The 20,650-nt window shown below is 58.2% G+C and carries 17 protein-coding genes; 10 read left to right on the forward strand and 7 right to left on the reverse strand.

Going from position 1 to position 20,650, the window contains the following annotated elements; all coding sequences use genetic code 11:
• Positions 1-46: 46 nt before the first annotated feature.
• The 4 genes from glyQ to ACP7CJ_RS21915 all read left to right on the forward strand — a co-directional run bounded on the left by glyQ (position 47) and on the right by ACP7CJ_RS21915 (position 4,443).
• A complete protein-coding gene (gene glyQ / locus ACP7CJ_RS21900) occupies positions 47-1,000 on the forward strand; it encodes a glycine--tRNA ligase subunit alpha (protein WP_426101884.1) in 954 nt (317 codons plus the stop codon).
• Positions 997-3,051, forward strand: a complete 2,055-nt coding sequence (glyS, locus tag ACP7CJ_RS21905; protein WP_276195580.1) for a glycine--tRNA ligase subunit beta — start codon at positions 997-999, stop codon at positions 3,049-3,051. The genes glyQ and glyS overlap by 4 nt, the downstream gene beginning before the upstream one ends.
• Positions 3,051-3,590, forward strand: a complete 540-nt coding sequence (gene gmhB / locus ACP7CJ_RS21910; RefSeq protein WP_426101979.1) for a D-glycero-beta-D-manno-heptose 1,7-bisphosphate 7-phosphatase — start codon at positions 3,051-3,053, stop codon at positions 3,588-3,590. The genes glyS and gmhB overlap by 1 nt, the downstream gene beginning before the upstream one ends.
• 82 nt (positions 3,591-3,672) lie before the next feature.
• On the forward strand, positions 3,673-4,443 hold the full coding sequence (locus ACP7CJ_RS21915) for a lysophospholipid acyltransferase family protein (RefSeq protein ID WP_276195579.1): 771 nt from the start codon (positions 3,673-3,675) through the stop codon (positions 4,441-4,443).
• A gap of 183 nt (positions 4,444-4,626) precedes the next feature.
• Here the strand turns inward: ACP7CJ_RS21915 and ACP7CJ_RS21920 are convergent, their stop codons facing one another.
• Positions 4,627-6,906: a CHASE2 and HATPase_c domain-containing protein gene (locus ACP7CJ_RS21920; protein ID WP_276195578.1), complete on the reverse strand. Its 2,280-nt coding sequence runs from the start codon at positions 6,904-6,906 to the stop codon at positions 4,627-4,629.
• Between the two features lie 435 nt (positions 6,907-7,341).
• On the opposite strand from ACP7CJ_RS21920, the gene ACP7CJ_RS21925 reads away from it, so the two are divergent.
• Positions 7,342-8,064, forward strand: a complete 723-nt coding sequence (locus tag ACP7CJ_RS21925) for a response regulator transcription factor (protein WP_276195577.1) — start codon at positions 7,342-7,344, stop codon at positions 8,062-8,064.
• Positions 8,065-8,149: 85 nt separating this feature from the next.
• On the opposite strand, the gene ACP7CJ_RS21930 is transcribed toward ACP7CJ_RS21925, so the two are convergent.
• The 6 genes from ACP7CJ_RS21930 to dnaA all read right to left on the reverse strand — a co-directional run bounded on the left by ACP7CJ_RS21930 (position 8,150) and on the right by dnaA (position 15,987).
• Positions 8,150-8,968 (reverse strand): helix-turn-helix transcriptional regulator, encoded by an 819-nt coding sequence (locus ACP7CJ_RS21930; RefSeq protein ID WP_426101882.1) that lies wholly within the window; start codon positions 8,966-8,968, stop codon positions 8,150-8,152.
• Between the two features lie 5 nt (positions 8,969-8,973).
• On the reverse strand, positions 8,974-9,513 hold the full coding sequence (locus ACP7CJ_RS21935; protein WP_426101881.1) for a kinase inhibitor: 540 nt from the start codon (positions 9,511-9,513) through the stop codon (positions 8,974-8,976).
• Positions 9,514-9,781: 268 nt separating this feature from the next.
• Positions 9,782-12,199, reverse strand: a complete 2,418-nt coding sequence (gyrB, locus tag ACP7CJ_RS21940; protein WP_276195575.1) for a DNA topoisomerase (ATP-hydrolyzing) subunit B — start codon at positions 12,197-12,199, stop codon at positions 9,782-9,784.
• Between the two features lie 4 nt (positions 12,200-12,203).
• Positions 12,204-13,307 carry a DNA replication/repair protein RecF gene (gene recF / locus ACP7CJ_RS21945; RefSeq protein ID WP_010565854.1) on the reverse strand — a complete coding sequence of 368 codons (1,104 nt, stop codon included), beginning with the start codon at positions 13,305-13,307 and terminating at the stop codon, positions 12,204-12,206.
• A gap of 20 nt (positions 13,308-13,327) precedes the next feature.
• Positions 13,328-14,431, reverse strand: a complete 1,104-nt coding sequence (gene dnaN, locus ACP7CJ_RS21950) for a DNA polymerase III subunit beta (RefSeq protein ID WP_276195574.1) — start codon at positions 14,429-14,431, stop codon at positions 13,328-13,330.
• A 38-nt stretch (positions 14,432-14,469) separates the two neighbouring features.
• Positions 14,470-15,987: a chromosomal replication initiator protein DnaA gene (gene dnaA / locus ACP7CJ_RS21955; RefSeq protein WP_247396743.1), complete on the reverse strand. Its 1,518-nt coding sequence runs from the start codon at positions 15,985-15,987 to the stop codon at positions 14,470-14,472.
• A 585-nt stretch (positions 15,988-16,572) separates the two neighbouring features.
• Here dnaA and rpmH point away from each other — a divergent pair.
• The 5 genes from rpmH (at position 16,573) to mnmE (ending at position 20,501) form a co-directional block, all read left to right on the forward strand.
• Positions 16,573-16,707: a 50S ribosomal protein L34 gene (rpmH, locus tag ACP7CJ_RS21960; RefSeq protein ID WP_003213577.1), complete on the forward strand. Its 135-nt coding sequence runs from the start codon at positions 16,573-16,575 to the stop codon at positions 16,705-16,707.
• Positions 16,708-16,720: 13 nt separating this feature from the next.
• Complete coding sequence (gene rnpA / locus ACP7CJ_RS21965) at positions 16,721-17,128, forward strand: ribonuclease P protein component (protein WP_426101977.1); 408 nt, start codon at positions 16,721-16,723, stop codon at positions 17,126-17,128.
• Complete coding sequence (gene yidD, locus ACP7CJ_RS21970) at positions 17,121-17,366, forward strand: membrane protein insertion efficiency factor YidD (RefSeq protein ID WP_003213574.1); 246 nt, start codon at positions 17,121-17,123, stop codon at positions 17,364-17,366. Before rnpA ends, yidD begins: the two co-directional genes overlap by 8 nt.
• Positions 17,367-17,368: 2 nt before the next feature.
• Positions 17,369-19,051: a membrane protein insertase YidC gene (gene yidC, locus ACP7CJ_RS21975; protein ID WP_276195573.1), complete on the forward strand. Its 1,683-nt coding sequence runs from the start codon at positions 17,369-17,371 to the stop codon at positions 19,049-19,051.
• A 79-nt stretch (positions 19,052-19,130) separates the two neighbouring features.
• A complete protein-coding gene (mnmE, locus tag ACP7CJ_RS21980; RefSeq protein WP_426101879.1) occupies positions 19,131-20,501 on the forward strand; it encodes a tRNA uridine-5-carboxymethylaminomethyl(34) synthesis GTPase MnmE in 1,371 nt (456 codons plus the stop codon).
• Positions 20,502-20,650: the final 149 nt, after the last annotated feature.

Raw genomic sequence — 20,650 nt, forward strand, 5'->3', positions numbered from 1 at the left:
TATACTCCCGCTCTTTAAATCGCAGCCCAAGTAACAGGTGAATTTCGTGAGCCAGCCTACGCCAGCCGTGCGTACCTTCCAAGACTTGATCCTCGCCCTCCAGCAGTACTGGGCCGAGCAAGGTTGTGTGGTACTTCAGCCCTACGATATGGAAGTAGGCGCCGGCACTTTCCACACCGCTACATTCCTGCGGGCCATCGGCCCGGAAACCTGGAACGCCGCTTATGTGCAGCCCAGTCGACGCCCGACTGACGGCCGCTACGGCGAAAACCCGAACCGTCTGCAGCACTACTACCAGTTCCAGGTGGTACTGAAGCCGAACCCGGACAACTTCCAGGAGCTGTACCTGGGCTCGCTGAAACATGTCGGCGTGGACCCGCTGGTCCACGACATCCGTTTCGTCGAAGACAACTGGGAATCGCCGACCCTCGGCGCCTGGGGCCTGGGCTGGGAAGTCTGGCTCAACGGCATGGAAGTCACGCAGTTCACCTACTTCCAGCAAGCGGGCGGCATCGAGTGCTACCCGGTGACCGGCGAGATCACCTACGGTCTCGAGCGCCTGGCCATGTACCTGCAAGGCGTGGACTCGGTCTACGACCTGGTGTGGGCAGACGGCCCGTTCGGCAAAGTGACCTACGGCGATGTGTTCCACCAGAACGAAGTGGAGCAGTCGACCTATAACTTCGAACACGCCAACGTCGAGAAGCTGTTCGAACTGTTCGACTTCTATGAAAGCGAAGCCAAGCGCCTGATAGAACTCGACCAGCCGCTGCCGTTGCCGAGCTATGAAATGGTGTTGAAGGCGTCCCATACCTTCAACCTGCTGGACGCCCGCCGTGCCATCTCGGTGACTGCGCGTCAGCAATATATTCTGCGTGTACGCACCCTGGCGCGTTCCGTCGCCCAAGCCTACCTGCTGGCACGTGCCAAGCTGGGCTTCCCGATGGCACCCCCGGACCTGCGTGATGAAGTGTTGGCTAAGCTGGAGGCTGCACAATGAGTGCTCAAGATTTTCTGGTTGAACTGGGCACCGAAGAGCTGCCACCCAAGGCGCTGAACACCCTGGCCGATGCGTTCCTGGCCGGTATCGAAAAAGGCCTGCAAAGCGCCGGCCTGAAGTTTGAGGCGAAGCAGGTCTATGCCGCGCCGCGCCGTCTGGCGGTGTTGTTGACCGCGCTGGAAACCCAGCAGCCGGACCGCAGCATCAACCTCGACGGCCCGCCACGCCAGGCTGCCTTCGACGCCGAAGGCAAGCCGACTCAAGCCGCACTGGGCTTTGCCAAGAAGTGTGGCGTCGAGTTGAGCGAGATCGACCAGAGCGGCCCGAAACTGCGCTTCAGCCAGGTCATCAAAGGCAAGCCGACGGCCAGCCTGTTGCCGACCATTGTCGAAGACTCCCTGAACGACCTGCCTATCCCCAAGCGCATGCGCTGGGGTGCGCGCAAGGAAGAGTTCGTGCGTCCGACCCAGTGGCTGGTGATGCTGCTCGGTGACCAAGTCATCGATTGCACCATCCTTGCCCAGAAAGCCGGCCGCGATTCCCGTGGTCACCGCTTCCACCACCCGCAAAGCGTGCGTATCACCGCGCCAGCCAACTACCTCAACGACCTGCGCGCCGCCTATGTGCTGGCCGATGCCAACGAGCGTCGCGAGCTGATCAGCAAGCGCACCGAAGAGCTGGCCCGCCTGCAGGAAGGCACCGCCATCGTGCCGCCAAGCCTGTTGGACGAAGTGACCGCCCTGGTTGAATGGCCAGTGCCGCTGGTGTGCTCGTTCGAAGAGCGTTTCCTCGATGTGCCGCAAGAAGCCCTGATCATCACGATGCAGGACAACCAGAAGTACTTCTGCCTGTTGGACGTGGACGGCAAATTGCTGCCGCGCTTCATCACCGTGGCGAACATCGAAAGCAAGGACCCGCAGCAGATCATCGCGGGCAACGAGAAAGTCGTGCGCCCGCGCCTGACCGACGCCGAGTTCTTCTTCAAGCAAGACAAGAAGCAGAAGCTCGAAGACTTCAACCTGCGCCTGCAAAACGTGGTGTTCCAGGAAAAACTCGGCAGCGTCTACGACAAGGCCGTGCGCGTTTCCAAACTGGCCGCCTACATTGCGCCGCGTATCGGTGGTGATACCGCCTGGGCCGCGCGTGCCGGCCTGCTGTCCAAGTGCGACCTGGCCACCGAAATGGTTGGCGAGTTCCCGGAAATGCAAGGTGTTGCCGGTTACTACTACGCCCTCAACGACGGCGAGCCAGACGATGTTGCCCTGGCCCTGAACGAGCAGTACATGCCGCGCGGTGCTGGCGCCGAGTTGCCGACCACCCTGACCGGTGCGGCCGTGGCCATTGCCGATAAGCTGGACACCCTCGTCGGTATCTTCGGCATCGGCATGCTGCCCACCGGTAGCAAAGACCCGTATGCCCTGCGCCGCGCGGCCCTGGGCGTGCTGCGTATCCTGATCGACAAGAAGCTCGACCTCGACCTGACCCAGGCCGTGGTGTTCGCGGTCGGCCAGTTCGGTGGCAAGGTCAAGCAAGCCGGCCTGGCCGAGCAAGTGCTGGAGTTCGTGTTCGACCGCCTGCGTGCGCGTTACGAAGACGAAGGCGTGGACGTTTCGGTGTACCTGTCGGTACGTGCCCTGCAACCCGGTTCGGCGCTGGACTTCGACCAGCGTGTGCAAGCCGTACAGGCCTTCCGTAAACTGCCGGAAGCCGATGCCCTGGCCGCCGTGAACAAGCGTGTGTCGAACCTGCTGAGCAAGGCCGAAGGCCTGGGCAACGCCGATGTCGACCCTGGCCTGTTCGCCGATGCCAAGGAGTTCTCGCTGAACTCGGCCATCGCCAAGGCGGAAAATGCGGTGAAGCCGTTGATCGCCGAGCGTAACTACGCCGAAGCACTGGCGCGCCTGGCCACGTTGCGTGAGCCGGTGGATGCGTTCTTCGAAGCGGTGATGATCAATGCCGAAGATGCCGGCGTGCGGAAAAACCGCTACGCCATGCTGGCGCGTCTGCGCGGCCTGTTCATCAACATCGCAGACATTTCCGTACTGGGCTGATCATGTTGAAACTGCTGATTCTCGATCGGGACGGGGTGATCAATTACGACTCCGACGCTTACATCAAGTCGGTGGAGGAATGGATCCCACTGCCCGGCGCGATCGAGGCCATCGCGCAGTTGAGCAAAGCCGGCTGGACGGTGGCCGTCGCCACCAACCAGTCCGGCATCGCCCGCGGCTACTACGACATCGCAACCCTGGACGCCATGCACGCGCGCTTGCGCACGTTGGTGGCGGAGCAGGGCGGTGAGGTGGGGCTGGTGGTGTACTGCCCCCACGGGCCGGATGAGGGCTGCGAATGCCGCAAGCCCAAGCCCGGCATGTTGAAAACTATTTCAGAACATTACAACGTGCCCCTGGCTGGGCTATGGTTCGTCGGGGACAGCCTCGGTGACCTGGAGGCTGCCAAAGCCGTCGACTCTCAGCCAGTTTTGGTAAAGACCGGGAAAGGCGAAAAGACCCAGGCGAAAGACCTGCCGGTAGGCACCTTGATTTTTGACGATCTGGCGGCGGTTGCCGCAGAACTTATCAACAACTAGCCACCCTCGACTTCCTGACCAAGGATTGTTCGGGAGTGCGCCTTTAAAAGGCGGGCTGTGTCCCGCAACGGTAAATGCCGCCATGTCGATTTTGCAGGCCATCAGAACCTTCTTCTTTTACCTGCTGTTGGGCACCAGTTCGTTTCTCTGGTGCACCCTGAGCTTTTTTATCGCGCCTTTCTTGCCGTTCAAGGCGCGCTATCGCTTCATCAACGTCTATTGGTGCCGCTGCGCGTTGTGGCTGACCAAGGTGTTCCTGAACATTCGCTTTGAGGTCAAGGGCGCGGAAAACGTCCCGGATCAGCCCTGTGTGATTCTGTCGAACCACCAGAGCACGTGGGAGACGTTCTTCCTCTCGGCGTACTTCTCGCCCCTGAGCCAAGTGCTCAAGCGTGAGCTGCTGTACGTGCCGTTCTTCGGTTGGGCCATGGCGATGCTGCGCCCGATCGCCATCGACCGTGACAACCCCAAGGCGGCGCTCAAGCACGTGGCCAAAAAGGGCCACGAGCTACTCAAGGACGGCGTTTGGGTACTGATCTTCCCGGAAGGTACGCGTGTGCCCTACGGCACCGTCGGTAAGTTCTCACGCGGCGGCACTGCGTTGGCCGTCAACGCCAACCTGCCTGTTTTACCGATTGCACACAACGCCGGCAGGTTCTGGCCAAAAACCGGTTGGTTAAAACGTGCAGGCACCATCACCGTGGTGATTGGGGAACCGATGTACGCCGAAGGTGAAGGCCCACGTGCAATTGCCGCGCTGAATGACCGCGCTGCAGCCTGGAATGAAGCCCAGCAACGTGCCATGGGTTCGCTGCCGCCGGAGCCGGTGGTGGTGGACACGCCGGTCGCCTGAGAATCTGTGGATAACCTGTGTACGGTTTGTTCGAAAAATGGCATTTTTTCTTCGTAACAAGCTGATTTACTTAGATATTTACAGAGCTCATAAAAATACTGAAACCGTGCATAAGTATTTTTTTGCATAAAGAAACCGGTCCTTGAGACCGGTTTTTTATACACAGCGCAAAAGCACGTGTTGTCAGTCTTCCAGCAGCGGCAGTTGCAGGGTGAACGTGGTGCCTTTGCTCACCACGCTTTCGCAGCAGATACGGCCACCGTGACGCTCCACGACGGCCTTGACCATGGTCAGGCCCAGCCCAAGGCCTTCGCTGCCTTGGGCGGAATCGAAGCGGCAATACTGGCTGAACAGTTCCGGCAAGTCCTCTGCCGCAATGCCTGCGCCCTGGTCGCTGATGCGACATTCCAACCAACCTTGCGCGCTGCCGTGGCTCAACCTCACGGTGGTTCCGGACGGCGAGTATTTGATCGCGTTCTCCAGCACGTTGAACAATGCGCGGGTGAGCAGGGATTGATCGGCCGACACCATGCCTTCATCCGCCACATCCAGGTCGTTGACCAACTGGATGCCCTTGAGCTGGGCGATCACCGCCACTTGGTCAAACGCATCCATCACCAGCATGGCAAATAGGGTTGGCTGGAAGTGATAGCCGTCAGCCTCGGCTTTTGCCAGCTGTACGAAAGATTCGGTGAGGCTCAAGGCGCGTCGAACCTGCTGCTCGATCTGGGCAAACACCGGGGACTCACCGTTATGCACATCCAGCAACGCGAGGATCGCCGAGTGCGGCGCACGCAGGTCGTGGGACAGGAAGCGCAGCATGGTTTCGCGGTGTTGCTGGGCTTCGCGTTCCTTGCTCAAGTCGGTCAGGCTAAGCAACCAGCCGAGCGCGATATCACCTTCGGCGGGCAGCAAGGGCGCGATTTCCATGCGCAGGCTGCGTTGGTGGATGTCACGGAACTCGACGAGTTCCAGGGCTGACAGGGCCGGGCGCACGCCGTTATGCAGCGGCGGATAGCCCAGGTCGGCGAGTTGTTCGAGCAGGTTTTCGTTGACCAGATCATTACCGAATACTTCGCGGGCAATGCGGTTGGCCAACAAAATGTTGCCCCGTGGGTCGGTAATTAGGGTCGCCACCGGCAGGCATTCGAGGCCATCGGCCATGAAGCGTCGGGTATCACGGGTCCGGCTAACGGCCTGCTCCAGGGCAAAGATGCGCCCTTGCAACACATCGCCTTTGTTCGCCGGCGCACGGCGGCGCTCGGGCAACACCTTGGGTTCGTTGTCCAGTCGCGCCAGTTCCCAGCCAAAGTAGGCAAGGATCACGCTCAAGCGGCGCCAGTTCCAGATCAGGTAGCTGAGCAACAAGCCGATCAGGCACGCGGCGGGTGACCACCAGTGACCAAGGCGTAACAGCGCCCATGCGCCGAGCAACGCGCCGGCCATGCAACCCAAGGTCATCCACAGGGCGTAGCGCGGACGGTACAACAACAGGCCCAGCAGCAACGCCACCCAGGCGGTTGCAATCAGTGCCGCGAGCCAGCCGGGGAGATCGACAATGCTGCGCTCCTGCAACAAGCCGTTGAGCACATTGGCCTGGATCTCCACGCCCGCAGTGGTATCTGGAGTGGAGGAGAGCGGCGTCACAAAACGGTCACCCAACCCATAGGCGCTCGCGCCCACCAGGATCAGGCGGTCACGCAGCAACTCGGCCGGTACTTCGCCGTGTAATACGCTGACATAGGACACACTGGGAAACGCATGTTGCTCAGACGTGAACGGGACACGAACCCTGAATTCCCGATGCCAGCGCTGAGTGTTGGGTTGCTCGCTGCGCCCAGGCATTTGCGCGGTTTGCCCGCTCAACCTATACGCCTGCCACGCCAACTGCGGGAGGGTGCTCCCAGGCGGGCCTTCGCGCAGATACAGGCTACGGACAGCACCGTCGCTGTCTGCTTCGACATTGATATGGCCCAGTCCCTTGGCACACTTGAGCAGCGGTAACAGCTGCTCGCCTGCCGGGCTTAAGCTCGCGGTGCCATCGCGTTCCAGGGGCAGCAGAACGTTGCCGGCGTTGCACACCGCATCCGCCAGTCGCTGGTCATCGGCGATGTTACCCGCGTCATTGAAGATCACATCGAACAAGATCGCCGTCGGCTGGGCCGCGCTCAGACGGTTGATCAAGTCCGCATGCAGGCTGCGGGGCCACGGCCATTGACCCAGCTTCTTCAGGCTTTGGTCATCGATGGTCACCAGCAAAATACGCGGATCAACCGGCAGGGGAGTCAGGCGGCGAAGGCTGTCATACAACGGGCTGTTAAAGGCAAGGCTCGAGCTTAAAGACAGATACGCGGTGAAGGGCAGCAACACCAGGCCAATCCACAACCACTCGCGGACCAGGCCGTGGAACAAAAGCTGCGCTTGCGTGGGCTGGCGCTTTTCGGCCTTGCGCCACAGCTTCACAGCGCGACCGCCGGGAACCCGCACCGCTGCTGAAAATGGATAGTTGAAGATGTCATAGACCCGGTTTCTCCGTCCAGGTGGTGCGCGGTGTGGTGCTGAACCCAGTGAAGCTCATTTTGATCGCCCCAGGGGTTTTCCTGAATGCGTTGGTTGAAACATACCGTACATCGGGGCGCGGTATCAGCTGCGCGCAGGGCTATGCAATGCCAGTAGCACTGATCCTTTTCCTTACGCACGGGAGTCGGTATCTTTCCCCCTGAGCCACACGGTTTTCAAAGCATTAACGGCCCTTTGATATCAGCGTACCGAGAGATCCCATGGCTCGTTGAATCTGACCACAATTCTTCAGATTCAATGACCGGCATTCGCGCAGCAAGGACGCCCGCTCTTCGACCGGCCGACAGCTGAAATATTTCAAGTTGAAAGGACCTACCCATGCGTGTCGCAATACTGGATGACGAACCCGCTGAATTGCAGCGGGTGGAACAGACACTGCGACAGATCCCCAGCAACCTGGAACAGCACTGGTCTGTGCATTGCTTCGAACGCGGTGATGACCTGCTGCGCCAACTGCGTCGGGAAACCTTCGACCTGCTGATCCTCGATTGGCAACTGCCCGATATCAGCGGTATCGCTTTGCTGCGCTGGACCCGTGAACACATGGAATCGCCCCCGGCGGTGATCATGCTCACCAGCCGCGATGCCGAGGCCGATATCGTCACCGCCCTGAACAGCGGCGCCGACGATTACGTCAGTAAGCCCTTTCGGCCGAATGAACTCAAAGCCCGGGTTAACGCCGTCCTGCGCCGCCATGGTCTGCAAAAGTCGGCAACCTCTGAAGTGCAAAGTTTCAACGACCTGACCTTTGACGACGCCGAACTGACCGTCACCCGTGCGGGCAAACCGATCAACCTGACCGAACGCGAATACCGCCTGGCCAGTTGTCTGTTCGCAAACCTGGCTCGCCCGTTGTCTCGCGAGTATCTGTATGAGCGGTTCTGGAGCCACGAAGAAATGGTCTCGTCCCGCCCGCTGGATACACATATCTATCGGCTGCGGAACAAGCTGGGGTTGACCGCGGATCGGGGTTGGCAACTGTTGACGATCTATGGGTATGGGTATCGGTTGGAGAGTGTGGCCGCAGCATCGGCCGGCTAAAAATACTGATGTTCCACGTGGAGCATTTTTATGGGCAGTGTTCTTTAGCTAATAAAACGGGTCAAACCTCAGCGGAATGGAGTGCTTAAATCGCTGCACGCAATTCACGTGGCGACAGGCCATAGTGTGAGCGAAAGCGCACCGCAAAACGCGAGGCCGAGGCGTAACCGCAGGCACCGGCAATTTCACCAATTGGGCGGGAAGACGTTTGCAACCATTGCAACGCTGTCGCCAGTCGAACGCCCTCCAGAATATGCCTGAAACTGTCCCCCTCATTCGCGAGTTGGCGACGCAACGTCGACTCACCCAGGTTCAGGTGTTGTGCGACGCTCGCAACCGTCCAGTCTCTCTCCGGGCTGCCCATTAATATCTGCTGAACTCGTTCGCAAATGGGGTCGTTGCGCCCCATCAGCAGAGGTCCGAGCTGGCCGTCAAGGCACAGGCTTAGAAGAACCGCTTCCCCATAGAGCGTGCGTAATGCGTCCGGCGCGTTCGCATTGATAGAGGCCAATAGCTGATCCCATGCCTGCGTTGTGTGCCTGTCCAGCGGTACGCATAGATCGGTCTTCAGTACACCGCGACGGCTCATGATCTGCTGGCTATATCGGGCGCTGAAGTTACGCAATGTCGAGACGGGAAACGTCACCGCATGGGCTACGTAGTGACCGTGAAGTCCAGGGAAGTTTGAGATACCAAGCTCGCGTCCGGCCGGCATCAGAATCAGATGTTGTGGCCCCGCGCGCATCTCCCTGTCATCCCATTGCAACAGTTTTTCCCCCTGTCGCACTCGACATAAGGTGGTCACGAGCACCGGCACCCTTGGCAAGGTAATGGGCTGTCGCGCCCGTATGACACACGCATCGATAATGTTTTCCCGGTGCTGTATGCCGTCACAAGGGCGCATTGTTCTTAACGTCCGTAAGTTGCAGTAATGGTCGCTTTGGCCAGGGCATTGGCATTGAGCATGTACCCAACCAAGGCGCCACTGGCCTCACCGTCGAGTGGTAGCTTATCCACTTTCAATGCCCATACGGTGAATTGATAACGATGGGGTTTATCCCCTACAGGAGGGCAAACCCCGCCAAATCCCGGCAGGCCGTAATCGGTTCGCCCTTGTACCGCACCGGCAGGCAGGTTCGCTCCCACTCCTCTCGGCAAGCTATTGGTAGAAGCGGGTAAGTTAACCACCGTCCAATGCCACCAACCACTACCGGTCGGTGCATCGGGATCGTAGACCGTGATCGCGTAACTTTTAGTACCTGCGGGGGCGTGTTTCCAGGAAAGCTCAGGAGACGTATTGCCGCCTTCGCAACCGAAACCTTGGAACACTTCACGACTGCTCAGCGGGCGGTTGTCAGCAATATCCCGGCTGGTCAGTGAGAAGTCGGCAGCGTAACCACTGAGTGCTACTGCCATGGAAAGTGCAGGCAGGACTAATCTGATTTTCATCGCGACTCCATCTGAGTTTTTAGGTGGGCCTCGAGGATAGATTGAACAAAGAGCGGTTACTGTGCCGAAACGCTCGACAAAAGTGCCGAAATGCTCGATTTTTTCAGGCTATCTTTTCGCAGTTGTTACGACCTACGGATGGGCGTCGTCGGAGACCGAATTTTCGAGCACAAAAAAAGGCCAATTCAGAGAATTGGCCTTTTTCCTAAGTTCGTCGATTCATCTATTTGTGAAGATGATCAACTACTTTGAGAACCTACAACTTGGATCAGAAATCCAGGTTAGACACCGCCAACGCGTTGGTCTCGATGAAGTCACGGCGAGGCTCGACCGCATCACCCATCAGGGTGTTGAAGATCTGGTCTGCGCCGATCGCGTCTTCGATGGTCACGCGCAGCATACGGCGCTGAGCCGGGTCCATGGTGGTTTCCCACAGTTGATCCGGGTTCATCTCGCCCAGACCTTTGTAGCGCTGGATGGTGTGGCGCTTGGTGCTTTCGGCCATCAGCCAGTCAAGGGCTTCCTTGAATTCCTTAACCTGCTTCTTGCGTTCGCCACGTTGGATATAAGCGCCGTCGTCCAGCAGAGTGCTCAGCTGTGCGCCCAGGGTGACTACGGTTTTGTAGTCATTGCTGCCGAAGAAGTCGCGGTTGAAGGTGACGTAGTTGGACAGGCCGTGGGAGATCAATTCGACCTCAGGTAGCCACACATTACGTTCACGGTCTTCACGCAGGCTGGCTTTGTAGACCAGGCCGGATTTCTCGACGGTGCGTAGGCGCAATTCGTACTGGGCCAGCCAATCCTGCATTGCTGCGTGATCGCCCAACTGTTCCAGGCTCACGGCCGGCAGGTAGATGAAGTGCTCGGTCAGTTCCTGAGGGTACAGGCGCGACAGACGCTTGAGGGTCTTCATGACCATGCGGAAGTCGTTGACCAGGCGCTCCAGCGCCGCTCCGGAAATGCCCGGCGCTTCGTCGTTCAGGTGCAGGCTGGCATCTTCCAGGGCCGACTGCGTCATGTACTCTTCCATGGCGTCGTCGTCTTTGATGTATTGCTCTTGCTTGCCCTTTTTGACTTTGTACAACGGCGGCTGGGCGATGTAGATGTAGCCGCGCTCGATCAGCTCCGGCAACTGACGGAAGAAGAAGGTCAGCAGCAGGGTACGGATGTGCGAACCGTCGACGTCAGCATCGGTCATGATGATGATGTTGTGATAACGCAGCTTGTCGATGTTGTACTCATCGCGGCCAATACCACAGCCCAACGCCGTGATCAAGGTGCCGACTTCCTGGGAGGAAATCATCTTGTCGAAGCGCGCTTTCTCGACGTTGAGGATCTTACCCTTCAACGGCAGGATGGCCTGGGTGCGACGGTTACGACCCTGCTTGGCGGAACCGCCAGCAGAGTCACCTTCCACCAGGTACAGCTCGGAAAGGGCAGGGTCCTTCTCCTGGCAGTCAGCCAGTTTGCCCGGCAGGCCGGCGATGTCCAGCGCGCCTTTGCGGCGGGTCATCTCACGGGCTTTACGCGCCGCTTCACGGGCACGTGCTGCGTCGATCATCTTGCCGACAACCAGCTTGGCTTCGTTCGGGTTTTCCAACAGGAAGTCGGAGAAGTACTTGCCCATCTCCTGTTCCACGGCGGTCTTCACTTCGGAAGACACCAGCTTGTCTTTGGTCTGGGAGCTGAATTTAGGGTCCGGTACTTTCACCGAAATAATCGCAGTCAGACCTTCACGGGCATCGTCACCGGTGGTGGCAACTTTATGCTTCTTGGCCAGGCCTTCGGCTTCGATGTAGGTGTTCAGGTTACGCGTCAGTGCGGAACGGAAACCCACCAGGTGAGTACCGCCGTCGCGCTGTGGAATGTTGTTGGTGAAGCACAACAGGTTCTCGTTGAAGCTGTCGTTCCACTGCAGGGCGATTTCCACGCCGATGCCGTCTTCGCGCTGAACATTGAAGTGGAACACCTGGTTGACCGCAGTCTTGTTGGTGTTCAGGTATTCAACGAACGCACGCAGGCCGCCTTCGTATTTGAACAGCTCTTCCTTGCCGCTGCGCTCATCCTTGAGGACGATGCCAACACCGGAGTTGAGGAAGGACAGTTCACGAATCCGCTTGGCCAGGATGTCCCAGCTAAAGTGAATGTTCTTGAAGGTTTCAGCCGATGGCTTGAAGTGGATCTGCGTACCGGTAGATTCACTCTCGCCAACGATCCTCATCGGTTCTTGTGGAACACCATGGATGTAGGTCTGTTCCCAGATTTTGCCGCTACGGCGCACCGTTAGGATCAGCTCTTTGGACAGTGCGTTCACCACCGACACACCGACACCGTGCAGACCGCCGGAGACTTTATAGGAGTTGTCGTCGAACTTACCGCCGGCGTGGAGCACGGTCATGATGACCTCTGCCGCCGAAACGCCTTCTTCTTTATGCACGTCTACCGGAATGCCACGACCGTTGTCGCGCACGGTGATGGACTCATCCGGGTGAATGATAATGCTGATGTCGTCGCAGTGACCGGCCAGAGCTTCGTCGATGGAGTTGTCGACCACCTCGAACACCATGTGGTGCAGACCGCTACCATCATCGGTGTCGCCAATGTACATACCGGGACGTTTGCGTACGGCATCCAAACCTTTCAGCACTTTAATGCTGGTCGAGTCGTACGTGTGTTCTTCGCTCATGCCTTCACTCCCGATGGTCGTGGGTCTGGGTGATACGGCCTTGTTCCACGTGGAACAAAGCGACTGGCGTTTCCGTCTGCCAGCCTTCCCTCAATAATTCGTGGTCTACACAGGTGATAAACACCTGGCAGCGTAAGTCTTCCAACAAGCGGCATAACGCACGGCGGTGTTGCTCGTCGAGTTCTGACGGCAAATCATCCACCAGATAAATACATTGACCGCGCCGGGCTTGGCTAACCAAGTGCCCTTGGGCGATACGCAATGCACACACCACCAACTTCTGCTGGCCGCGGGACAAGATATCCGCGGCATTATGTGCGCCTAACCGAAGACGCAAATCAGCGCGCTGGGGGCCGGCCTGGGTGTGGCCGATTTGCTGATCCCGCTGCAAGGACGTGGCGAGCACTGCGCTCAGTTCACGCTCTTTGTCCCAACCGCGGTAGTAGCTCAGCGTCAGCCCTTCGAGGTCTAACAACTCACTCAAGGTCTGCTCAAAGACTGGTTTCAAGGCTTTGATATAGGCACGGCGGTATTCATCTATTTCATCGCTGGCCAGGCACAGTTCCCGGTCCCAGGCTGCTTGTGAAGCGGCGTCAAGTGTACCATGCCGCAGCCATGAGTTCCGCTGCCGCAAGGCCTTCTGCAGGCGCTGCCAAGTGGCCATGAAGCGCGGTTCCACGTGGAACACTCCCCAATCGAGGAACTGCCTACGGATTTTCGGCGCGCCTTCCAGCAAACGGAAACTGTCAGGGTTGATCAACTGCAGCGGCAGGATTTCTGCCAACTGCGCCGCACTGCGGGCATTTTGCCCATCGATGCGGATCTGAAACTCGCCGCCGCGATCACGGGATATCCCCAGGCTGCTGTGGCCACCTTCAGCCAATTCGACCTGACCAAACACCGTACACGCCAATTGTTCGTACTGAATCACCGGTAACAGGCGGGCACTGCGGAAAGACCGAGCGAGCCCCAGCAGATGGATGGCTTCCAGCACGCTGGTTTTGCCACTGCCGTTGGCGCCATGGAGGATATTGATGCGGGGGGAGGGGGAGAAGGTCACCGGGTGCAGATTGCGCACCGCGGTGACCGAGACGCGACTGAGGGACATCTAGCTTCTGCTGAGCATGATTACAGACGCATCGGCATAACAACGTAAGCCGAGTCATCGTTGTCGGATTCTTGCACCAGTGCACTGCTGTTGGAGTCGGACAGAATCAGGCGAACCTGTTCGGTGGTCATCACACCCAGCACGTCCAACAAGTAGCTCACGTTGAAGCCGATTTCCAGCGAACCGCCGTTGTACTCGACGCCCACTTCTTCTTCCGCTTCTTCCTGTTCCGGGTTGTTGGCCTGGATCTTCAGTTGGCCGTTAGCCAATTGCAGGCGAATACCCCGGTACTTTTCGTTCGACAGAATCGCGGTACGGCTGAACGCCTCACGCAGGGCCTGGCGATCACCTACCACTAACTTGTCGCCACCTTTAGGCAGTACACGCTCGTAATCCGGGAACTTGCCGTCAACCAGCTTGGAGGTGAAGGTGAACTCGCCGGTGGTGGCACGGATGTGGTGCTGACCCAGGACAATGCTGACGTTGCCATCCGGCTCGGTGAGCAGGCGCGCCAGTTCGAGGATACCTTTGCGCGGCACGATCACCTGGTGACGGTCCGGCTGACCGATATCGGCCTTCATCGAACACATGGCCAGGCGGTGACCGTCGGTGGCCACGGCGCGAATAATGCCTTCCGATACTTCCAGCAACATACCGTTGAGGTAATAACGCACGTCCTGCTGGGCCATGGCGAAGCTGGTGCGCTCGATCAAACGGCGCAGTTTGCTTTGCTCCAGGCTACAGGTCAGCGAACCTGGGCCTTCTTCAACGGTAGGGAAGTCATTGGCCGGCAGGGTCGACAAGGTGAAGCGGCTGCGACCGGCCTTGACCACCAGCTTCTGCTCATCGACCTTGATGTCGATCAGCGCGTCGTTGGGCAAGCTCTTGCAGATATCCATCAGCTTGCGCGCGGGCACAGTGATCTCGCCAGGTTCTGCGGGCTCTTCCAGCTGAACACGACCCACCAGCTCGACTTCCAGGTCGGTGCCGGTCAGGGACAATTGCTGGCCTTCGACAACCAGTAATACGTTGGAAAGTACCGGCAAGGTCTGTCGGCGCTCGACGACGCCTGCGACCAGTTGCAGGGGTTTCAACAGGGCTTCGCGTTGAATGGTGAAGTGCATGGTCTAGTCCCTTGCCTTAATAAGCTGCGCTGGTGTCATCAAGTAGTCAGTGTACGCAGCAGGTTCTTGTAGTCCTCGCGAATATCCGCGTCGGATTCCTTAAGTTCGTTGATCTTGCGGCATGCGTGCAAGACCGTGGTGTGGTCGCGACCACCAAAGACATCGCCGATTTCCGGCAGGCTGTGGTTGGTCAACTCTTTGGAGAGTGCCATGGCCACCTGGCGCGGACGTGCCACCGAGCGCGAACGGCGCTTGGACAGTAGGTCGGAAATCTTGATCTTGTAGTACTCGGCCACGGTGCGCTGGATGTTATCCACACTCACCAGTTTGTCCTGCAGTGCCAGCAGGTCTTTCAGGGATTCGCGAATCAGCTCAATGGTGATGTCGCGGCCCATGAAGTGCGAGTGCGCGATGACCCGCTTGAGTGCGCCTTCCAGCTCACGCACGTTGGAGCGAATGCGTTGGGCGATGAAGAACGCCGCGTCGTGGGGCAGATCGACTTTCGCCTGATCGGCCTTTTTCATCAAGATCGCTACGCGGGTTTCCAGTTCCGGCGGCTCGACAGCCACGGTCAGGCCCCAGCCAAAGCGCGACTTCAAGCGTTCTTCCAGGCCTTCGATTTCCTTCGGATAGCGGTCGCTGGTCAAGATGACCTGCTGGCCGCCCTCGAGCAGGGCGTTGAAGGTGTGGAAAAACTCTTCCTGGGAACGTTCCTTGCGCGCGAAGAACTGAATGTCATCGATCAGCAAGGCATCCACGGAGCGATAGAACCGCTTGAATTCGTTGATAGCGTTGAGCTGCAGGGCCTTGACCATGTCAGCCACGAAGCGCTCCGAGTGCAGGTACACAACCTTCGCATTCGGGTTCTTCTTTAATAGATGGTTACCCACCGCATGCATCAAGTGCGTCTTACCCAGGCCAACGCCACCATAAAGGAACAGTGGGTTGTAACCATGCTTGGGGTTGTCTGCCACTTGCCAGGCGGCCGCACGGGCCAACTGGTTGGATTTACCCTCGACGAAGTTCTCAAAGGTAAAGGTACGGTTGAGGTAGCTGGTGTGCTTGAGCGCGCCTTCAACCTGCACGGTGCGCTGTTCGGCGCGAACCGGTGCTTGCTGGGAACTGGCACCCGCCATCGGATCGAAGCTGTCGCGGGACGGCTCTACGTTGGCCGGCGCGTTTTTCTGCGCCGAGGCTTTCGAAGCCGTCGACGCAGGAGTCGGCGTGTGGTTGACCGGTGCGGCCGCCGCCTGGGATTGCGACGCAGCCGCGGCCAATGGCGCATTCGGCGCAGCACGAGGCGCGGAGCTACGTTTGCTGCCTATTAACAGAGAGAGCACGGGCGCGAGGCCGTTGCCATGTTCATCGAGCAATTCGAGAACGCGGCTCAGGTATTTCTCGTTGACCCAGTCGAGAACAAAACGATTGGGTGCGTAGACACGCAACTCGTCGCCTTCGGCTTCGACCTGTAGTGGACGGATCCAGGTGTTGAATTGCTGGGCAGGCAGCTCATCGCGCAAAAGCTCCACGCACTGCTGCCAAAGTTCCACTGACACGGATATCCCCTAAGTTGAAAGCCGGTGAGGCAAAAACAGCCGCCATTGTAGCGGTCGGCCGTCCACTTATCCACATGTAGGTTGCGCACAGGCCAGCCAAAATCAACGTGTTAACGCGAATAAAGGCGACCAATGGTCTGTGCATAAGCTCTGTGGATAAGCGCCCCTAAGCTCGTTGCACAAGTGGGGTCGAAAGTCTGTGGGTAACTGGCCTGTGGATAACAACCCATTCCACCCACAGCTTATCCGACAGCGCAGCACAGGCAGAGCACCGTTTCTCCCCCGTGTTGTCATTCTCTGTACATCACGTAGAATATGGCCTTGAGGTAGTTATCCACAGAAGATTGCCTGCCTAGCTTTTATAAGCTTTACAGAAAAGCTTTAAATAACTTCCTTCTTTATTTTTATATCTATGGCATTGCCTCTGTACGGCGGTCGGACAGAAAAGCGCTGATGGCCTGCAAAGAACTAATTCAAGGAAAAGCTGGTTGGAAATTGACCTAGAGGCTTGCTTTCTCTAGAATCGCCGGTCTCTTAAAACGGGGGCCATTCCGGCCCGTTGTGGACGAACCAGGTAACAACGCCATGAAACGTACTTTCCAACCAAGCACCATCAAACGCGCCCGTACTCACGGCTTCCGTGCTCGCATGGCTACCAAGAACGGCCGTGCTGTCCTGTCGCGTCGCCGCGCCAAAGGTCGTGCGCGTCTGGCAGTTTGATAATCCGGTACTGGTGGTGAGTCAGGACTTCAGTCGGGAAAAGCGTCTGCTAACCCCCCGGCACTTCAAGGCAGTCTTTGACTCCCCCACCGGCAAGGTTCCGGGGAAAAATCTCCTGCTCCTTGCGCGTAACAACGATCTGGATCACCCCCGTCTCGGGTTGGTGATCGGCAAGAAGAGCGTAAAGCTCTCCGTTGAGCGCAATCGCCTCAAGCGTCTGATGCGCGAATCGTTTCGCCTCCACCAGGACACTCTGGTTGGTTGGGATATTGTTATCGTCGCGCGCAAAGGCTTGGGGGACGTAGAAAACCCCGAATTGATTCAGCATTTCGGCAAGCTCTGGAAACGTTTGGCGCGTACCCACACGCCAGCACCAGCAGTCAGCACCGAAACTGTAGGGGTAGACAGCACCGATGCGTAAACTGGCCCTCGTTCCGATCCAGTTTTACCGTTATGCCATTAGTCCTCTGATGGCCAACCACTGTCGTTTCTACCCCAGTTGTTCCTGCTACGCGTTAGAGGCCATAGAAAATCATGGTCTTCTGCGCGGTGGCTGGCTGACCTTTCGTCGTTTAGGTCGCTGTCATCCGTGGAATCCCGGTGGTTATGACCCGGTTCCACCTATCCCTACCTCCCGTTCTTCTTCGATGGCCGAGTAATCATGGATATTAAACGCACGATCCTGATCGTCGCCCTGGCAATCGTGTCCTACGTCATGGTTCTTAAGTGGAACCAGGACTACGGCCAAGCTGCCCTGCCGACTCAGAATGTTGCTACCAATCAGGCTGCGCCGGCTATTCCGGACACCCCGCTGGGTAACAATGCGTCCGCGAGTGCCGATGTTCCCAGCGCGAATGGCGAGACCAGCACCCCTGTAGAAACGCCAGTTGTCACCAATAAAGACCTCATCCACGTAAAAACGGATGTGCTCGACCTGGCTATCGATCCACAAGGTGGTGATATCGCGCAGTTGAAACTGCCGCTGTATCCACGTCGCCAAGACCATCCGGATGTTCCGTTCCAGCTGTTCGATAACGGCGGCGAACGTGTTTATCTGGCACAAAGCGGCCTGACCGGCACCAACGGTCCGGATGCACGTGCTACCGGTCGTCCGGTTTATTCGACCGAACAGAAGACTTATCAACTGGCTGATGGCCAGAACCAATTGAACGTCGACCTGAAATTCAGCCTCGACGGCGTCAATTACATCAAACGCTTCAGTTTCACCCGCGGTTTGTACGACTTGAAGGTCACTTACCTGATCGACAACGAAAGCAACAAACCGTGGAGCGGCAACCTGTTTGCCCAGCTCAAGCGTGATGGCAGCTCGGATCCTTCTTCCAGCACCGCCACCGGCACCGCGACTTACCTGGGCGCCGCCCTGTGGACAAGTAACGAGCCGTACAAAAAAGTGTCGATGAAAGATATCGACAAGGGCGCGCTGAAAGAAACCGTTCAAGGTGGTTGGGTTGCCTGGTTGCAACACTACTTCGTGACCGCCTGGATTCCGAACAAGGGTGAAGCCAATCTGGTTCAAACCCGCAAGGACAGCCAGGGCAACTACATCATTGGCTTTACTGGCCCGGCGTTGACCGTCGCACCAGGTGCCAAGGCTGAAACCAGCGCGACCCTGTACGCCGGTCCGAAAAGCCAGGCAGTGCTCAAAGAGTTATCCCCAGGTCTGGAATTGACTGTGGATTACGGCATCCTGTGGTTCATTGCCCAGCCGATCTTCTGGCTGCTGCAACATATCCACAGCATCGTTGGCAACTGGGGCTTCTCGATCATCTTCCTGACGATGCTGATCAAGGGGATCTTCTTCCCACTGTCGGCCGCCAGCTACAAGTCGATGGCGCGCATGCGTGCCGTGGCCCCGAAACTGGCCGCGCTGAAAGAACAACATGGTGATGACCGGCAGAAAATGTCGCAGGCCATGATGGAGCTGTACAAGAAAGAGAAGATCAACCCGCTGGGTGGATGCTTGCCGATTCTGGTACAGATGCCGGTGTTCCTGTCGCTGTACTGGGTACTCCTGGAAAGCGTGGAAATGCGCCAGGCGCCGTTCATGCTGTGGATAACTGACCTGTCGATCAAAGACCCGTTCTTTATCCTGCCGATCATCATGGGCGCGACCATGTTCATCCAGCAGCGCCTGAACCCGACGCCGCCGGACCCGATGCAGGCCAAGGTGATGAAAATGATGCCAATCATCTTCACTTTCTTCTTCCTGTGGTTCCCGGCTGGTCTGGTGCTGTACTGGGTGGTCAACAACGTGTTGTCGATCTCTCAACAGTGGTACATCACGCGTAAGATCGAAGCGGCTACCAAAAAAGCCGAGGCGTAACTTACTCTGTGGATAACCACTCAAGACGCCCCCTAGTGGGGCGTTTTGCTTTCCGTCACTTTTGTTCTGGAACCTGCTGATGAGCGCTCCTCGTGAAACCATCGCTGCTGTCGCTACCGCACAAGGTCGCGGCGGAGTCGGTATCGTTCGAATTTCCGGGCCGCTCGCCGGCATGGCTGCCAAGGCCATCAGCGGTCGTGAGTTGAAGCCGCGCTATGCCCATTACGGCGCGTTTCTGGATGCGGACAACCAGGTGCTGGACGAAGGCCTGGCCCTCTATTTCCCTGGCCCGAATTCGTTTACCGGTGAAGATGTCCTTGAACTGCAGGGCCACGGCGGCCCCGTCGTACTGGATATGTTGCTGCAGCGCTGCCTGCAACTGGGCTGCCGTCTGGCCCGGCCGGGGGAATTCAGCGAGCGCGCGTTTCTCAACGACAAACTCGACCTGGCCCAGGCCGAAGCCATTGCCGATTTGATCGAGGCCAGTTCTGCACAGGCGGCGCGCAATGCCTTGCGCTCGCTGCAGGGGGCATTTTCCCTGCGTGTGCATAACCTGACCGAGCAACTGATCAACCTGCGCATCTATGTGGAAGCGGCAATTGATTTTCCGGAAGAGGAAATCGACTTCCTCGCCGATGGCCATGTGTTGGCAATGCTGGATAAAGTCCGCGACGAGTTATCCACAGTGCTGCGCGAAGCCGGGCAGGGCGCTCTGTTACGTGACGGTATGACCGTGGTGATCGCCGGGCGGCCCAACGCCGGCAAATCCAGCCTGCTCAATGCCCTAGCGGGCCGTGAGGCGGCGATCGTTACTGAGATTGCCGGCACCACCCGGGATATCTTGCGCGAACATATCCACATCGACGGCATGCCGCTGCACGTCGTCGACACCGCCGGCCTGCGTGACACCGACGACCAAGTGGAAAAGATCGGCGTGGAGCGTGCCCTCAAGGCGATAGGCGAAGCAGACCGCGTGCTGCTGGTGGTAGACGCCACCGCGCCCGAGGCCGTGGACCCTTTCGCCCTGTGGCCGGAATTCCTCGAACAACGGCCTGACCCGGCCAAAGTTACCTTGATCCGTAACAAGGCCGATCTCACCGGTGAAGCCATTGCCATGGAAACCAGCGAGGATGGCCACGTTACTATCAGCCTGAGCGCCAAGTCGGCTGGGGAGGGCCTGGAGTTGCTGCGCGAACACCTCAAAGCCTGCATGGGCTATGAGCAGACGTCGGAAAGCAGCTTCAGTGCCCGTCGCAGGCACCTGGAGGCGCTGCGCCATGCCAGCACGGCGCTGGAGCACGGTAGGGCACAACTGACCTTGGCGGGGGCCGGTGAGCTGCTGGCTGAGGATTTACGCCAGGCACAGCAACTGTTGGGCGAGATCACCGGTGCGTTCAGCTCGGATGACCTGCTGGGACGGATCTTTTCCAGCTTCTGTATCGGTAAATAGTCCTTCGTTGTCCACAGACAGGCCATTCGTGCCTGTCTGTTGCTCTTGTTTCAGCCACCTCCCTCTCATTTTTTATTCATAACCAAGCCTTTGGTGGCTTCGCCGTGGGCGCAATTTGCGTTGGCGCGTCTATTTTTGTGGATTAAGCC

The sequence above is a fragment of the Pseudomonas sp. PSPC3-2 genome (assembly GCF_049897085.1).
Classification (GTDB): Bacteria; Pseudomonadota; Gammaproteobacteria; order Pseudomonadales; family Pseudomonadaceae; genus Aquipseudomonas; species Aquipseudomonas paraveronii.

Bases quoted from the DNA above. Each gene is read 5' to 3' on its own strand.
- mnmE (WP_426101879.1), top strand. From the start codon at position 19,131: ATGAGCGCTCCTCGTGAAACCATCGCTGCTGTCGCTACCGCACAAGGT.
- ACP7CJ_RS21915 (WP_276195579.1), top strand. From the start codon at position 3,673: ATGTCGATTTTGCAGGCCATCAGAACCTTCTTCTTTTACCTGCTGTTG.
- gyrB (WP_276195575.1), bottom strand. From the start codon at position 12,199: ATGAGCGAAGAACACACGTACGACTCGACCAGCATTAAAGTGCTGAAA.
- ACP7CJ_RS21925 (WP_276195577.1), top strand. From the start codon at position 7,342: ATGCGTGTCGCAATACTGGATGACGAACCCGCTGAATTGCAGCGGGTG.
- rpmH (WP_003213577.1), top strand. From the start codon at position 16,573: ATGAAACGTACTTTCCAACCAAGCACCATCAAACGCGCCCGTACTCAC.
- recF (WP_010565854.1), bottom strand. From the start codon at position 13,307: ATGTCCCTCAGTCGCGTCTCGGTCACCGCGGTGCGCAATCTGCACCCG.
- yidC (WP_276195573.1), top strand. From the start codon at position 17,369: ATGGATATTAAACGCACGATCCTGATCGTCGCCCTGGCAATCGTGTCC.
- dnaN (WP_276195574.1), bottom strand. From the start codon at position 14,431: ATGCACTTCACCATTCAACGCGAAGCCCTGTTGAAACCCCTGCAACTG.
- glyS (WP_276195580.1), top strand. From the start codon at position 997: ATGAGTGCTCAAGATTTTCTGGTTGAACTGGGCACCGAAGAGCTGCCA.
- ACP7CJ_RS21930 (WP_426101882.1), bottom strand. From the start codon at position 8,968: ATGCGCCCTTGTGACGGCATACAGCACCGGGAAAACATTATCGATGCG.
- ACP7CJ_RS21935 (WP_426101881.1), bottom strand. From the start codon at position 9,513: ATGAAAATCAGATTAGTCCTGCCTGCACTTTCCATGGCAGTAGCACTC.
- yidD (WP_003213574.1), top strand. From the start codon at position 17,121: ATGCGTAAACTGGCCCTCGTTCCGATCCAGTTTTACCGTTATGCCATT.